Genomic DNA, 14,811 nt, shown 5'->3' with positions numbered 1-14,811 from the left:
CCTGAAGCGTGTACTGCTTTCTGACACTACGACGCCTGTAAACCTTCTGTTGCAAAAACCTTACCCAACTTGCAAAAAACTGTAACTTAACCGACGCGCTTGGCCGGCTTTTGATAAAGCTCGGCAAACATATCCGCCATGGTTTCCTCTGCTGGCTCCTCGGTCAGCTGACGATTGACTGCACGGCTAACCAGCTGATGCTTGCGCGCAATATGCAGGTCGTCAGGGATGCGAGGACCGTCGGAGAGATAGGCTACCGGGATATGATGGCTAATGGCTATACCGAGAGCTTCACCCAACGTCGCGGATTCATCCAGTTTGGTCAGAACACAACCAGCCAGACCGCACCCCTTGTAGTTGTGATAAGCCGCTTTCAGCACCTGGCTCTGGCTGGTTACAGCCATGACCAGATAGTTGCGAATCTTCAGTTTCTCATTAGCCAGCGCTTCCAACTGCAGACGCAGGGAGGGGTCATTGGCTGGGATACCTGCCGTATCGATCAGGACCATACGCTTGCGAGCCAGTGGCTCAAGCGCCTGAGCCAGCGACTGACGTGGATCTACAACGGTAACCGGCACATCGAGAATATGACCCAACGTCTTGATTTGCTCTTGGGCGCCGATGCGATGGCTATCCATGGTGACCAGCGCAAGACTTTGCGCGCCATACTTCAGAACATAGCTCGCTGCCATTTTGGACAGCGTAGTGGTCTTGCCCGATCCGGCAGGACCGACGAACGCGACGATACCGCCCTCTTCCAGCAGATCAACCTGGGGCGTGTCAATTGCCTGGGTCAGATGGGCCAGCAGCATACGCCAGGCCTGACGGGGCTCGTTCACACTTGCCACACGCGCCATCAGGTCACGGCACAGATCAGCCGGAAGTCCCATGCGTTGCAGGCGGCGCCAGAAGTTTGCTTCGTCAGGACGCTTGTCCTGCATCTGGCCCCAGGCGATAGAGCCCAGCTGCACTTCAATCAATTCACGTAGCCCGGTGATCTCGGAGCGCATGGCATCCAGCGCGCGGCGCTCTTCGGCAGAAGGCGCGGCGGCAACGGCAGGTGCTGGCTGGGCAACTTTGGGCTCGGAGATAACAGGTTCCTGGCGAGCGCTGATCTGCTCACTGCCAAAGAGTTGACTAGCGTTGGCTTGCGGCGCAGCGACACCCTGGTTAGGCGAGCGAATGGCCAGTTCAGCGTGGGCTTCGGCGATACGCACTTGGGTTTTACGCAGCTCGGCTTCCAGCGCAGCATTCGGCGCAGTGGGAGTCGGCGCTTGATAATCCAGGGCAGCGGTCAGCTCAATGCCACCGGCAACACGGCGATTGCTCAGGATCGCGGCATCTGCACCCAGTTCGTCACGAACCATTTTCATGGCTTGACGCATATCAGCAGCAAAAAAGCGTTTAACTTGCATGGTTCAAACCTCAGCCGTTCTGGCCAACCGTTGCGATAATGGTGACTTGTTTGTTATCCGGAATTTCCTGATAAGCCAGCACAGACATAGTGGGAACTGCCATTCTCGCGAAGCGGGACATCATCCCGCGAATCGCACCGGCTACCAGTAACACGACTGGCTTACCCATCATTTCTTGACGCTGTGCTGCATCTACCAGAGAGCGCTGCAATTTCTCGGCCATTCCTGGTTCCAGGAACATGCCATCTTCAACACCCTGTCCGGCCTTCTGCATACCATTAAGCAACATCTGTTCCAATCTCGGTTCCAGCGTAATAACAGGCAGCTCGGGCTCCAGTCCAATGATGTTCTGGACGATTGCACGGGACAGCGCCACACGAACCGACGAAACCATGACGGCGGGATCTTGACTACGCGGCGCCACATTCGCAATAGCCTCAGCAATCGTGCGAACATCACGTACCGAGACCTGCTCCTGCAGCAATTGCTGCAATACCTTAAGAAGCGTAGACAAGGAAATCATGCCTGGCACCAGTTCTTCGGCCAACTTGGGCGAACTCTTGGCCAGAAGCTGCAGTAATTGCTGCACTTCTTCATGCCCCAACAGCTCGTGGGCATGCTTTTGGAGAACCTGGTTGAGGTGGGTCGCAACGACCGTGCTGGCATCGACCACGGTATAGCCCAGGGACTGCGCCTGATCACGCTGACTGACGTCAATCCAAACCGCATCAAGGCCAAACGCCGGATCTTTGGCAATCACACCATTCAACGTGCCGAATACCTGACCCGGGTTGATAGCCAGTTCGCGGTCCGGATAGATTTCGGCTTCCGCAACATTCACGCCCATCAGTGTCAAACGATAAGCATTGGGCATCAGCTCCAGGTTGTCGCGAATATGTACAGCAGGCATAAGGAAGCCAAGGTCCTGGGACAGCTTCTTGCGAACACCCTTGATACGCGTTAGCAGCTCACCGCCCTGGTTGCGATCCACCAAGGGAATCAGGCGATAACCTACTTCCAGGCCAACCATGTCGACAGGCGTTACGTCATCCCAGCCCAGCTCCTTGGTTTCAGCGGGGCGCTGTACGGGGGCCAGCTCCTGCTGACGCTTAGACTCTAATTCTACTGCTTGCTTTGCTTTTCTCTGACGATCCCAGATCATATAGGCGGCACCAGCCGCCAGAAAACCCAGGCCCAGAAACGGCACATGTGGCATGCCGGGAACCAGTCCCATGGCGATAATGATACAAGCTGAGACCATAAGCGCTTTGGGCGAGGCGAACATCTGTCGGTTGATCTGCTGACCCATGTCTTCCGAAGAAGAAACACGCGTCACCATAATGGCCGCTGCAACGGACAACAGTAGCGAAGGCACCTGTGCTACCAGACCGTCGCCAATAGTCAGCAGCGCATAGATACGACCAGCGTCAGCAATACTCAAGTTATGCTGCAACATACCGATAGCAATGCCACCAAACAGGTTGATGAACAGAACCAACAAACCGGCAACGGCGTCGCCACGCACGAATTTACTCGCACCATCCATAGAGCCGTAGAAATCAGCCTCCTGCCCTACTTCGGCACGACGCTTCTTGGCTTCGGCCTGATCGATCACACCAGCATTGAGGTCAGCGTCGATGGCCATCTGCTTACCGGGCATGGCATCCAGGGTAAAACGTGCTGATACTTCAGAAATACGACCGGCACCCTTGGTCACCACAACAAAGTTGATGATCATGAGGATGGCGAACACAACTGCACCGACGATGTAGTTGCCGCCAACAACAACGTCACCAAAGGCCTGAATCACCTTACCGGCAGCGGCATGGCCATCATGACCATGCAAAAGAACGACACGTGTAGACGCTACGTTCAATGCCAGGCGCAGCAACGTGGCCACGAGCAGAATCGTCGGAAACACCGCAAAGTCCAAGGGCCGTAGCGCATAAACGCTTACCAGCAATACTACGATCGACAGCGCAATATTAAAGGTAAACAGCACGTCCAGCAGAAACGGCGGGATCGGCAATGTCATCATGCCGAGCATGGCCAGAACCAATATCGGTACAGCCAGGTTACCGCGGCTCAGGCTGCGAACATTGGTCAACATTTGCCCGTGATTAACTTTCACAGTCGTTCCTCTTGAATGCCTTGCATATCAATCTTTTGACGTCAGAGCGTCTTGATACAGGCTATTCAGCAAGCAACGGGCCAAGTTCCTTTTTTGTTTGAATTTGTTGCGTTTGCGCCTGTTATATCGGGCTGCCAGGCTGTTTTCTTGAGACCGGCCTTTAGCCACTGTTGATACGAGCACCGTAATAAGGAAACCTGAACACGCATATGAGGTCCCTTCACAAGACGCGCATAAAGTGGATAACAGGAGAACCCGATGAAAAAATGGATTGCCGTAACGCTGATGTCAGCAGGACTCGCTGGTATGGCCCAGGCGGATGACGCCGTGACTGTTCCATTAAATATCGCAACAGAGAAAGGCCCGGGCGAAAGTGTAGGCAGCGTCACCATCGTAAAGACTGACTACGGCTTGGTATTTACACCTGAGCTAAAAGGGCTGGAGCCAGGGATACATGGATTCCATATTCATGCCAAACCCAGCTGTGACGCTGCAGAAGTCGATGGCAAGAACATGCCGGCAGGCGCCGCAGGCGGTCACTGGGACCCTGAGAATACCGGCAAGCATGACGCTCCCTGGGGCGACGGCCATAAAGGTGATCTGCCCGCCCTTTATGTCACAAGCGACGGAACAGCCTCTCAGCCCGTGCTGGCGCCGCGCCTCAAGGACTTGAATGAAATCAAAGGTCACGCCCTCATGGTTCACGTAGGCGGCGATAACCACTCGGATCATCCCAAACCGCTAGGCGGTGGTGGAGCCCGGATGGCGTGCGGGGTTATCAAGTAACAAGAAGGCCCCGTTCAGCGGGGCCTTTCTTATCTACTCGTCACGCCGTAAATCCGGCGGGATAGGCGGCTCATGCGGTTGCTCTGGACGCCGGCCCTGACCAGCTTTGTACTGCTTGAGCTGATAAACGTAGGCCAGCACTTGCGCCACAGCGATGTAAAGCCCTGCCGGAATCTCTCTATCGATATCAGTGGAATAGTACACTGCTCGCGCCAGGGCGGGTGATTCAAGCGTCGTAACGGCGTGCTCCTGGGCAAGCTCACGAATCTTCAATGCCACAAAGTCGCTACCCTTGGCTACCAGGATCGGCGCCCCACCGGTTGCAGCGTCATACTTTAGCGCCACAGCATAATGTGTTGGGTTGGTGATAATGACGTCGGCCTCTGGCACGGCGGTCATCATGCGACGTTGCGCCATTTCGCGCTGCATCTGGCGCATCCGCCCTTTTACTTCGGGCTTGCCTTCGCTGTCCTTGTATTCATCCTTAATCTGCTGCTTGGTCATCATCAGCTTTTTCTTGTTGCTATACCATTGGAACGGTACGTCAATAGCTGCGATAAGTAATAGCCCTAAAGACACCATCAACGCTGCATGTCCCGCCACTTTTATACTATGGATAATGGCACTGCCTAAAGGCTCCTTTGCAATGGACAGCAACGCATCACGCTCGGACAAGAGAACCATGATAGCGATGGTTAGCAGCAGAACGAACTTGGCCAGCGCCTTGCCCAACTCCATCAGCGCATGGGTCGAAAACATGCGCTTGAGTCCTGAAAGAGGGTTCATTCGACTGAACTTGGGCTGAAGGGATTTGCTGGAAAACAAGAAGCCTCCCAGTGCAATCGGGCCAATAACGGCAGCCAGCACAAGGACGAGAAAAACCGGCATCATGCCCAACATGGCGGCCTTGCCGGATGTTAGCAGCATGATCCCCATGTTCCGCTCATCCAGAACGGCCTCACGGTTCAGTGAAAAACTGCCGCGCATCAGGTCGAGTAAAGCGTCCCCAAGTACTGAACCAAACGCCAGAAGCGCTATGAGCCCTCCCATTACAACCGTCAGCGTGCCAAGCTCACGGGATCGGGGTAACTGCCCTTCCTCGCGCGCCTCTCGCTTACGTTTGTCGGTAGGCTCCTCTGTACGGTCTTCACTACTGGATTCGTCCGACATGACGACCTCCTGCCTATCGCGCCCGCACCAGCTCTCGGAGCCATTGCAGCGCTTCAGTGACTAATGATTCGTAGTGCGAAAAGATATCCGCTGTACCAATCCAGATAATGACCAAACCCAGCGACACGGTTAGGGGCATGCCAATAGAAAAAATGTTGAGTTGAGGCGCTGCGCGGGTCATTACGCCAAAAGCAAGGTTCACGACCAGCAATGCTGTAATGGCAGGCAAGACCAGTAATACGCCGGCACCAAGCACCCAACTCAATTTACCGGCCAGCTCCCAGAAATGGTCAACAGACAGCAACTGACCAACCGGTAGCGTGGTAAAGCTTTCCGCCAGGATTTCCATGACAATCAGGTGTCCGTTCATGGACAGGAACAATAGCGTCACCAGTACGTTGAAGAACTGCCCCAGCACAGGCACCGAAATCCCATTGGCCGGATCGACCATTGATGCAAAGCTAAGTCCTGCCTGGGTGGAGAGCAGTTGCCCGGCAATCACGAAGACGTGAAAGAACAGCTGAAGGCTAAAACCCATCAGAGCGCCAATCAGGATCTGCTCTGCAATCAGCGGCAAGGCCTGTACGCTCACGGCATCGACCTGCGGCATGGGGGGCAGCGTAGGCACCAGCAGAGCGGTAAAGGCCAGTGCCATATAGAGCTTTACGCGCGCGGGAACCATGTTGGTCCCGATGATAGGCATCGTCATAAAGACGGCAGCAATACGGAACAGAGGCAGCAGGAACGTACCGACCCAGCCGCCAATCTGCGCATCACTCAGCTCAAGCATGATTTAACCAATCAACATCGGAACATTGGTGATCATGTTGCGCATGAACTCCATCAGCTCACGGGTGAGCCAAGGCCCTAGGACAATCAGCGTCAACAACGTGACAATCAGTCGAGGCAGAAAACTCAAGGTCTGCTCGTTGATCTGTGTAGCGGCCTGGAACATTGAAACGACCAGGCCCACCAGCAAGCTCGGCACGATCAGGATGCCCACCAGCAATGCCGTCAACCAGAGCGCTTGGCGAAACAGATCTACGGCTACTTCAGGCGTCATGGGGTATCTCCTCTTAGACAGTACCGAAGCTGCCAGCCAGCGTACCCATGATCAACGACCAACCGTCAACCAGCACGAACAGCATCAGCTTGAACGGTAACGAGATGATCATCGGTGAAAGCATCATCATGCCCATCCCCATCAGCACGCTGGCTACCACAAGGTCAATTACCAGGAATGGAATAAAGATCATGAAGCCGATCTGGAAGGCTGTTTTCAATTCGGATGTCACAAAGGCCGGAACCACGATCGTCAGCGGCGCCTGATCAGGTGTGGCGATGTCTGTACGCTTGGATAGCCGCATGAACATGTCCAGATCGGATTGCCGGGTCTGCGCCAACATGAAGTCCTTGATTGGCCCCTCTGCCCGCGCAATTGCATCCTGGGCCGTCAGCTGCTCATTCATATAGGGCTGCAAGGCATCGTTATTGATGCGATCAAAGACCGGCGCCATGATGAACAATGTCAGGAACAGTGCCAGTCCGATCAACACCTGGTTTGACGGCGTTGTCTGCAAGCCCAGGGCTTGGCGGAGAATGGCGAACACAATGATGATCCGCGTAAAGCTGGTCATCAGCATGACAAACGCTGGAATGAAACTCAGCGCCGTCATGATCAGCAGGATCTGCAGGCTTACGGAGTACTCCTGCTGGCCGTTGGCGTTTGTACTCATGGTAATAGCGGAAATGGACAACGGATTATTAGCCCCATTTTCCTGCCCAAACGCCAAAGGTGCCGCCAGTGCTACCAGCACAAGCAGGCAATTACGAAGCAAACGAAGATGGGATTTCAACAACGTCGTAAACACACCGCTTGTACCAGTCAGCACCAGTTCATTCTCCGCACCACTCGCGCGAAAGACTTCAATGAGTCGAATCTCATGACTTATCCTTTGGGTCACGGCTGATCAGCTCGAAAAGCCGTTGAGCAAACTCAGGCGAAGCCGGTTGCTCATCGGCCAGGCGAACCGGCTCCTTCATCACATGCAAGGGAGTAATGCGCCCAGCCGTGAGTCCTACGAGTATTTGCTCCTGCCCTACCTGCACCAGCACCAGCCTCTCTCGCGGCCCCAGATGCTGGGTGGCTACCAATTTGATAGCATTATTGCCACGCGGCCCCACCTGCTGTACCCGACGGATAAGCCAGGCCAGCCCGAAAATCAGGCCAATGATCAGCAGCAGACCCAACACGAGTTGTGTCAGCTGCGATCCCATATTGGTTGACGGTGCAGCTGTTTCAGCCGCCTGGGAGACAAGCGGCAAGGTCGCCAGTAGAGCAATGAGCATTCGCATAAGGTCAGCGTAGTTTCTTGATACGTTCACTGGGGCTGATGACATCGGTCAGCCGGATACCGAACTTCTCGTTAACCACCACCACCTCGCCGTGAGCAATCAAGGTACCGTTGACCAGTACATCGAGCGGCTCTCCCGCCAGGCGATCAAGCTCGATAACCGAGCCCTGATTCAGTTGTAGCAGGTTCCGGATGGAAATGTCGGTATGGCCGACTTCCATCGAAATCATGACAGGAATGTCCAGAATCACATCCAGGTTCGGACCTTCCATACCTGTAATCTGCTGATTGTTACCTTGGATCCCGGCAAATTCCTCTACAGGCGCGCGAGAAGCCGGGTTCGAGCCCTGAGCCATCATCGCATCGATTTCATCCTGATTGGAGTCGCCTGCCTCTGCCATCGCCGCGGCCCACTCATCAGCCAGAGCCTGTTCTTCGCTGTTGGTGTTTTGATCTGCCATCTTAACCTCAATCTAAAACGGTGAGCCTACGGCTCGAAAGAAATAAAAGCATTCAGTCAAAATCGCGTCAGCGAGAGTTCTTGACCGGTTCAATGATTTGCAAGGCCAGGTTTCCTTTACGAGCCCCCATCTTTACTTTGAAAGTTGGCATACCATTGGCGCGCATCAGCATTTCCTCCGGCATCTCAACCGGAATTACATCGCCAGGCTGCATATGCAGGATGTCACGTAGCCTGAGCTGACGACGCACCACCGTCGCTTCCAGCGGTACACGGATATCCAGAAGGTCCTCGCGCATAGCCTTGACCCAGCGCTCGTCCTGATCATCCACATCCGACTGGAAGCCGGCGTCCAGCATTTCGCGGATAGGCTCGATCATTGAGTATGGCATGGCGATATGCAGCTCACCGCCACCGCCATCCAGCTCGATGCTGAACGAGCTGACCACTACCACCTCGTTCGGACTGACAATATTTGCCATGGCCGGGTTGACTTCGGAGTTGATGTACTCGAACTGACACGCGAGCATTGCGCCCCAGGCCTCTTTAAGGTCAACGAAGCACTGGTCAAGCACCATGCGTACAACACGCAGCTCGGTCGGCGTAAACTCACGACCTTCAATCTTGGCGTGACGGCCATCGCCACCAAAGAAGTTGTCTACCAGCTTGAACACCAACTTGGCATCCAGAATAAACAGTGCCGTACCACGCAAAGGCTTGATCTTCACCATGTTCAAGCTGGTCGGTACATACAGCGAGCGAACATACTCACCGAACTTCAAGACCTGCACACCCCCTACGGACACGTCAGCCGAGCGACGAAGCAGGTTGAACATGCTGACCCGGGTATAGCGGGCAAAGCGCTCGTTGATCATCTCCAATGTCGGCATCCGCCCACGGACGATACGATCCTGGCTGGTCAGGTCATATCCCCTGACCGAGCCTGTAGGCGCTATAGGATCCGTTTCGACAAGACCATCATCGACTCCGTGAAGAAGCGCGTCGATTTCATCCTGAGACAGTAAATCTTGTACAGACATGGCAATCCCTATTGCAGGACGAAGTTAGTGAACAAAACCTGCTCGACCGTAGGTTGACCCACCTGCTTCTGAGCAAGCTCCTGAATCTTGGAAGTTGCCTGTTGACGTAGCAACTCCTTGCCAACCGGCGTCAATAAGGCGTCATAACTCTGGGCAGAAAGCAGCATGACCAGTTGATTGCGTACCTGGGGCAAATGAGCCTTGAGTTCATCCATCTTTGCCTGATCGCGTCCCATCAGCGCCACACCCACCTGCATATAACGCTGCCTGCCGTTCACATTGAAGTTGACCACAAAAGATGGCGTTAATTTTTCGTAGATGGCAGGCAGTCGGACAGGAGTGGTGGGCTCCGCCTTTGCGGCCTCGGCATCATGAACCTTCTTGTTCATGATGAACCATGTTGCACCTACCGAAGCCCCTATCGTCAACAACAATGCGACCACGATAATGATGATGAGCTTGAGCTTGCCTTTGCCAGCGGGTTTGGCCGCGTCATCAGCCGCTTGTTCTTTCTTGGCCATGCTTACATCCGTAATTGAGTGAACCGCCTACAGCCCTAAAACGCAGAGGGAATAACAGCAGTTTTGTTGATACATTCATCTTTAGCCAATCGCTTGAGGCGTAGCCGTCAGATTCGCCCTTGGTAAGACGGACCTCATCACCTGCGGGAGGCGTCCCGGTCAAGCGTAGAAGTCCACCACTCCATCATTTCTCTTTATTGTGCGCGCTACCGTCTCACTTGAGGTACCTGCCACTTCATCAATCGCACGATCTTCGCTACCTGACCCAGTATTCGAAGACCGTCGCCCTCCGGTTCCCGTGTCCTGCTGTGCGGCCTGCCAGTTACGATGCGCTGATTGATCCGAGACGTTTACATCAAGCGTCATCCCCTGCTGCACGAACATGTCTCGCAAGCGATGAGACTGGCTGTCGAGTGCATCACGAACATCCGCATGCGGACTAGCAAAAGTGACCTGAGCCTGGTCGTTAGTCATATCGATACGAACTTCAAGACGCCCCAACCCGGCCGGTTCGAGCCGAATGTCAGCACTCCTGAGGTTCTGACTCGACATCCACATGACTCGATCAATTACACCTTCATGCCAGTCGGACTGATTCATTGCCAGCGGTTGGCCCGGCACTGTAGGCGCAACGGGACGAGCCGTCTGCACAGGCGTTCCCATTGTCTGGGACAAGCTATTCAGCTTGTCTGCAAAGGTCTCGTTTCGACCGTCAGGCAAGGCCCTATCATCGATATCTTTTAATCCCTGCAATGCTTCAAGGGCGGCCTCACCCTCAGCAGGCTGACTTTGAGCGGCCGCAGCCAGAAGAGCATTTACAACCTCGGCCTGTTTAGATGAGCCTTGACTTGTATTGGCCTGAGCAGTGCCAGATGCTGTATCGGTAGTCTGAAGTAGCTTACTACCGGCCTGGGCCAGCAGCTGGCCAGCAGTCTCATCAGAAGAGGCAGCCTGGTCATTCGAGGAAGCCACTTGATCCAGCCCCTGTGGAAGCGCTGACGTAATACCCGATGTCAGCGTATCTTCCGTCAGGGACGTCAAAGAGCTGACAGCATTTGGAACCGGCAAAGGTGCCACTTCCGTAGGCAGGGTTCCAGTCATGCCAAGCAGCAATAACGGGTCCAGCTGCGCGTCTGGAACAGAGGCGTGCTCATCGGCCACCGGCAAGGCCTTGCCGCTATCGGCAGATCCAGAGGTCTCTTTCTGCTTTACGTCTGAGGAAACAGACTCGCCAGTCTCGCTGTCGTTAACCTTGCTATCGTGACGCGATGCGGAAGCCTCGCGCTTCACGGACTTTGGATCCGTATCGCGAGTACGCACCTCATTACGAGCAGGCTGCTGCTCTTTGGCATAAACATCCGAGAAACGTGGGGTATCGCTGCGAGTTGACTCAGCGGGCTTGAACGGCGCTTTGAACGCGGTCTTGGCCGAGCTGATATCAGGCGTCGACGACAAAATGAAGTCAGAGGCGACAGCCATAAAATTGCTCCAGTTAAGGTATCTGGAGCTAGAGAAGCAAACGCTGGGCCAGCTTTAAGAAAAACGGCTGAAAATCACGCGTGCCGTTGCCGTTCCGACTTGAACAGAATGCGCACAATGGCAAACTCGCGTTGAACGCTTTCGATCTTTTCATCTATAACGGACAAGGGAGCGTTTCGACGGGCAGCTTCCTCCAAGTCCCGGCAAAGATTTGTCAGAACGACGGCGCCCATGTTACTGGAACTTCCCTTGAAGCTGTGAGCCACATGCCGAAGCTGTACCAGCTCCTGTTCGGCATAGGCCTCCTTCAACGCACGGATACGCTCTTCCGAGTCGGAAATATAGGTGTCGAGCAGATTACCGTACTCGTCCTCCATAATTTCCTGCAGGGCAAGCAGAGTATCGGTATCTAAGTGTGGCAATGACATGGTAGGACTCACTCATCAGGCCAAAGATGCCAGACGAAATGGCAAAGTAACATGAGGATGAAACGTAAGAGCTCTGCTACACAACGCTGACATATCAAGCCCTCCGTTAGGAGTTAGGTTAAACAAACCTTCTGTCAGTGCGATTTTGGCAAAGCTGGCACTCTAATGGCACCCCTGGAACACAATAATTTGTTCTAAAGCGCTCATTACTACCGTTTATATCAGTGGACTTACGCTGGAAGGCGCTCTGGTAATTGCTCTTTTACCAGACTTTGGAAGGTAAACATAAGCCCGACGTCAAAATTCCAGCGAATGAGCAACAGAGGATCTATGTTGCTGGAAAATTGGCTGCCAACCCTCAGGATCTCTTTTAGAAGGTTTGGCAAGAAATAAAAAGGGCCTGCAAAAAGGCCGGCCCTTTTTCCTTACATCCGAACCCGTTGCAAAAGCCGTTGGGAAAACTCATCCATCTGCTTCTGCTCTCGCTTGTCCTCAACCAGCCGCTGTTCCTGGCGATATTTCTCTACCAGCTTTTTCAAACCTTCCAAGCGTGCGTATCGTTGCTGCCAGGATTGGCGTGCCTTTTCGACAACATCGCGGTGCCAGTTAGTGCTCCGCTCCTGCTGCGCAATGGCATCCTCCAACTGACTGAGGAAACGCTGATAACCGATCATCCACTGGCCTGACACACCCTGACTTCCCGCATTCAGCCATTGCTTGTGGTAATCGTCCCGGTAGCGCTGCAGGTCAGCAAGTTTTTGCTCTGCCTGCATCAGTTGTGTCTGATACTTACCTAATTGCCGAGCAGCGTCCCGCTCCTCCTGCTCACTCATGTCTATCACTGGGGTCAACCGCTCAGCACGACCTTTCATGATTCATCAGCTCTCCAGCAATACGCCTAGATTTTGCCCGCTCTGCTCGAGCGACTCGCTTTCATTCAGTCCTTGGCGCAAGTACTGCTGCATCGCAGGGTAGCGCTTGATTGCCTGGTCAGTTTCAGGATCGCCGCCTGGTACATAGGCGCCCACACTGATCAAATCGCGGCTTTGCTGGAAGCGAGACCACAACTGTTTCATACGCTGGGCATTACGCAAATGCTCAGGACTTACGACCTGCGGCATCACTCGGCTGATCGACGCTTCAATGTCAATGGCAGGGTAATGACCTTCTTCCGCCAGACGACGGGACAAAACAAAGTGACCATCCAGCACCCCTCGCGCCGCATCAGCGATCGGGTCCTGCTGATCATCACCCTCTGACAGTACAGTGTAGAACGCCGTGATAGAACCACCGCCCTTTTCAGCATTACCCGCGCGCTCCACCAAGCTGGGCAGCTTGGCAAACACGGATGGCGGATAACCCTTTGTCGCTGGCGGCTCACCAATAGCCAGTGCGATTTCACGCTGAGCCTGTGCATACCGGGTCAGAGAGTCCATCAGCAACAGAACGTTTTTACCCTTGTCACGAAAGTACTCTGCAATACGTGTGCAATACATGGCTGCACGCAGACGCAGCAGAGGCGCATCATCCGCTGGCGAGGCAACAACGACGGAACGCTTGATGCCCTCTTCGCCCAGGATGTGCTCGATAAATTCCTTAACCTCACGACCCCGCTCACCGATCAGCCCGACAACGATGATGTCCGCCTTGGTAAAGCGGGTCATCATGCCGAGCAGCACGCTCTTACCAACACCAGTACCGGCAAACAGTCCAAGACGCTGACCGCGTCCTACCGTCAACAAACCATTGATACTACGTACACCAACATCAAGCGGCTCATGAATAGGCTCGCGCTTGAGCGGGTTGATGGTCGGGCCGTCGATCGGCACCCAATCCTCGGCGCGCATCCGCCCTTTGCCATCGAGGGCATTACCCAACCCATCGAGCACACGCCCTAACATCGACATTCCCATAGGCAGGCGTCCGGTATCAGGCAGAGGCACGACACGCGCCCCAGGAGCAATACCTGCCAGACTGCCAATCGGCATCAAAAAGGTTCTATCACCTGAAAACCCCATGACCTCGGCTTCTACCTGAGCATGTTGGTAGGTACCTCCATTGATGACCCGGCAGCGACTTCCGACTGCAGCACGCAAGCCTTCTGCCTCAAGCGTCAAACCCACCATGCGCAGCAGACGCCCTTCGATTACGGGCTCACCCGGGAGGCTTACTGCATCAATATAACCACCCAGTCGACGCTGGAAACTCAGGCGATCAAGATGCATCAGCAGCATCCTCCAAAGGAATATGCAGGTCAGGGTCGGCAGGCTGTGTAGCCTGATGGCGTTGCTGTTCCATAATCTGCGTCAGTGCCTGAGCCAGTCGCGTTTCGATACTTGCATCGATTACGCTGTTCTCGCTTTCGATACGGCAACCACCCGGCAGCAGGTTTTCATCTTCCAACAGCTTCCAACGCTCATCGTGCCGATCACGCAGGGCCTTCACCAAATCGAAGTCCTGCGGGTTGAGATGAATGCGGATATTCTCAGCACCCATGGGCAAAAGCTTCAGCGCCTCACGCAGGATACGTTGCAGCTGCGTAGAATCGTCTTTCAACTCACGTTGGATCACTTGTTTGGTGACATGCTCGACCAGACGAACCAACGCCTGCTCCAGCTCCCGATCCTGCTGGGCGATTGGCTCGAGCAGCTGCTCCATAACGATTTCCAGACTTCGCAGCTTGGCTGTCAATGCTACTTCAGCCTCTTGCCGCGCTCTTACCTGCCCGGAGTGAAAACCATCGCGCTCACCGGCAGTGAAGCCTTCGTTGTAAGCCTCTTGCCGAATGGCCTCTAGCTCTTCCAACGTCAACGGCTTGACTTCCTCTACCGGAACGTCTTCAACGGTGACGGTTTCCTCTTCCGCTGCTTCCGGCTCTGGATCAGGCTCAACGGCCACGTCTTCAACATGGTTGCTATCCAGATCAGGCAAAAGCCATCGCTCGAAGATACTGACTTCCTTCGCGCGAATCAGATCGCTAGCGTCCTCTTTGTTCATGACTCACCTGACAGAAAAGCTACGGTATGC

Annotated in this window: 16 protein-coding genes; 1 reads left to right on the top strand and 15 read right to left on the bottom strand. The window is 54.4% G+C overall.

All coding sequences use genetic code 11. The features are described 5' to 3' along the window. Positions 1-86: 86 nt before the first annotated feature. Positions 87-1,415: a flagellar biosynthesis protein FlhF gene (flhF, locus tag JQR90_RS08090; RefSeq protein WP_010797936.1), complete on the bottom strand. Its 1,329-nt coding sequence runs from the start codon at positions 1,413-1,415 to the stop codon at positions 87-89. Positions 1,416-1,425: 10 nt separating this feature from the next. Then, positions 1,426-3,525, bottom strand: a complete 2,100-nt coding sequence (flhA, locus tag JQR90_RS08085; protein WP_019365146.1) for a flagellar biosynthesis protein FlhA — start codon at positions 3,523-3,525, stop codon at positions 1,426-1,428. Between the two features lie 279 nt (positions 3,526-3,804). Between flhA and sodC the strand changes: the two genes are divergently transcribed. Next, on the top strand, positions 3,805-4,332 hold the full coding sequence (gene sodC / locus JQR90_RS08080; RefSeq protein ID WP_010797934.1) for a superoxide dismutase family protein: 528 nt from the start codon (positions 3,805-3,807) through the stop codon (positions 4,330-4,332). A 33-nt stretch (positions 4,333-4,365) separates the two neighbouring features. Here sodC and flhB read toward each other — a convergent pair whose 3' ends face one another. From flhB to fliH, 13 genes are all read right to left on the bottom strand, one after another. Then, positions 4,366-5,502, bottom strand: coding sequence for a flagellar biosynthesis protein FlhB (flhB, locus tag JQR90_RS08075; protein ID WP_073449636.1), 1,137 nt, complete (start codon positions 5,500-5,502; stop codon positions 4,366-4,368). Positions 5,503-5,515: 13 nt separating this feature from the next. Further along, positions 5,516-6,292 (bottom strand): flagellar biosynthetic protein FliR, encoded by a 777-nt coding sequence (fliR, locus tag JQR90_RS08070; RefSeq protein ID WP_010797932.1) that lies wholly within the window; start codon positions 6,290-6,292, stop codon positions 5,516-5,518. A 3-nt stretch (positions 6,293-6,295) separates the two neighbouring features. Further along, complete coding sequence (gene fliQ, locus JQR90_RS08065) at positions 6,296-6,565, bottom strand: flagellar biosynthesis protein FliQ (RefSeq protein WP_010797931.1); 270 nt, start codon at positions 6,563-6,565, stop codon at positions 6,296-6,298. A 13-nt stretch (positions 6,566-6,578) separates the two neighbouring features. Then, positions 6,579-7,361 carry a flagellar type III secretion system pore protein FliP gene (gene fliP / locus JQR90_RS08060; protein ID WP_371106385.1) on the bottom strand — a complete coding sequence of 261 codons (783 nt, stop codon included), beginning with the start codon at positions 7,359-7,361 and terminating at the stop codon, positions 6,579-6,581. Between the two features lie 82 nt (positions 7,362-7,443). After that, positions 7,444-7,857, bottom strand: coding sequence for a flagellar biosynthetic protein FliO (fliO, locus tag JQR90_RS08055; protein ID WP_010797929.1), 414 nt, complete (start codon positions 7,855-7,857; stop codon positions 7,444-7,446). A 4-nt stretch (positions 7,858-7,861) separates the two neighbouring features. Next, on the bottom strand, positions 7,862-8,317 hold the full coding sequence (fliN, locus tag JQR90_RS08050) for a flagellar motor switch protein FliN (protein ID WP_010797928.1): 456 nt from the start codon (positions 8,315-8,317) through the stop codon (positions 7,862-7,864). A 67-nt stretch (positions 8,318-8,384) separates the two neighbouring features. Then, positions 8,385-9,356 carry a flagellar motor switch protein FliM gene (fliM, locus tag JQR90_RS08045; protein ID WP_010797927.1) on the bottom strand — a complete coding sequence of 324 codons (972 nt, stop codon included), beginning with the start codon at positions 9,354-9,356 and terminating at the stop codon, positions 8,385-8,387. Positions 9,357-9,364: 8 nt separating this feature from the next. Then, positions 9,365-9,877, bottom strand: a complete 513-nt coding sequence (gene fliL / locus JQR90_RS08040) for a flagellar basal body-associated protein FliL (protein WP_010797926.1) — start codon at positions 9,875-9,877, stop codon at positions 9,365-9,367. A 159-nt stretch (positions 9,878-10,036) separates the two neighbouring features. Continuing rightward, positions 10,037-11,356 (bottom strand): flagellar hook-length control protein FliK, encoded by a 1,320-nt coding sequence (locus JQR90_RS08035; RefSeq protein ID WP_010797925.1) that lies wholly within the window; start codon positions 11,354-11,356, stop codon positions 10,037-10,039. Between the two features lie 74 nt (positions 11,357-11,430). Beyond that, entirely contained in the window at positions 11,431-11,784 is a 354-nt protein-coding gene (locus JQR90_RS08030; protein WP_010797924.1) for an Hpt domain-containing protein, read from the bottom strand. Between the two features lie 425 nt (positions 11,785-12,209). Continuing rightward, positions 12,210-12,656: a flagellar export protein FliJ gene (gene fliJ, locus JQR90_RS08025; protein WP_434156948.1), complete on the bottom strand. Its 447-nt coding sequence runs from the start codon at positions 12,654-12,656 to the stop codon at positions 12,210-12,212. A gap of 6 nt (positions 12,657-12,662) precedes the next feature. Further along, a complete protein-coding gene (fliI, locus tag JQR90_RS08020; protein WP_010797922.1) occupies positions 12,663-14,009 on the bottom strand; it encodes a flagellar protein export ATPase FliI in 1,347 nt (448 codons plus the stop codon). Continuing rightward, complete coding sequence (gene fliH / locus JQR90_RS08015) at positions 13,999-14,781, bottom strand: flagellar assembly protein FliH (protein ID WP_010797921.1); 783 nt, start codon at positions 14,779-14,781, stop codon at positions 13,999-14,001. Before fliH ends, fliI begins: the two co-directional genes overlap by 11 nt. Between the last annotated feature and the right edge of the window lie 30 nt (positions 14,782-14,811).

This window comes from Pseudomonas sp. JZ114 (assembly GCF_051027705.1).
GTDB lineage: Bacteria > Pseudomonadota > Gammaproteobacteria > Pseudomonadales > Pseudomonadaceae > Chryseomonas > Chryseomonas luteola.
The sequence above is the reverse complement of the archived record's forward strand: the minus strand, read 5'-3'. Positions and strand labels throughout refer to the sequence as shown.

Excerpts from the sequence above, each read along its gene's own strand:
- fliR (WP_010797932.1), bottom strand. The coding sequence starts at position 6,292 with ATGCTTGAGCTGAGTGATGCGCAGATTGGCGGCTGGGTCGGTACGTTC.
- fliQ (WP_010797931.1), bottom strand. The coding sequence starts at position 6,565 with ATGACGCCTGAAGTAGCCGTAGATCTGTTTCGCCAAGCGCTCTGGTTG.
- flhA (WP_019365146.1), bottom strand. The coding sequence starts at position 3,525 with ATGTTGACCAATGTTCGCAGCCTGAGCCGCGGTAACCTGGCTGTACCG.
- fliM (WP_010797927.1), bottom strand. The coding sequence starts at position 9,356 with ATGTCTGTACAAGATTTACTGTCTCAGGATGAAATCGACGCGCTTCTT.
- flhB (WP_073449636.1), bottom strand. The coding sequence starts at position 5,502 with ATGTCGGACGAATCCAGTAGTGAAGACCGTACAGAGGAGCCTACCGAC.
- fliH (WP_010797921.1), bottom strand. The coding sequence starts at position 14,781 with ATGAACAAAGAGGACGCTAGCGATCTGATTCGCGCGAAGGAAGTCAGT.
- sodC (WP_010797934.1), top strand. The coding sequence starts at position 3,805 with ATGAAAAAATGGATTGCCGTAACGCTGATGTCAGCAGGACTCGCTGGT.
- fliO (WP_010797929.1), bottom strand. The coding sequence starts at position 7,857 with ATGCGAATGCTCATTGCTCTACTGGCGACCTTGCCGCTTGTCTCCCAG.
- flhF (WP_010797936.1), bottom strand. The coding sequence starts at position 1,415 with ATGCAAGTTAAACGCTTTTTTGCTGCTGATATGCGTCAAGCCATGAAA.
- fliI (WP_010797922.1), bottom strand. The coding sequence starts at position 14,009 with ATGCATCTTGATCGCCTGAGTTTCCAGCGTCGACTGGGTGGTTATATT.
- fliJ (WP_434156948.1), bottom strand. The coding sequence starts at position 12,656 with ATGAAAGGTCGTGCTGAGCGGTTGACCCCAGTGATAGACATGAGTGAG.
- fliL (WP_010797926.1), bottom strand. The coding sequence starts at position 9,877 with ATGGCCAAGAAAGAACAAGCGGCTGATGACGCGGCCAAACCCGCTGGC.
- JQR90_RS08030 (WP_010797924.1), bottom strand. The coding sequence starts at position 11,784 with ATGTCATTGCCACACTTAGATACCGATACTCTGCTTGCCCTGCAGGAA.
- fliN (WP_010797928.1), bottom strand. The coding sequence starts at position 8,317 with ATGGCAGATCAAAACACCAACAGCGAAGAACAGGCTCTGGCTGATGAG.
- JQR90_RS08035 (WP_010797925.1), bottom strand. The coding sequence starts at position 11,356 with ATGGCTGTCGCCTCTGACTTCATTTTGTCGTCGACGCCTGATATCAGC.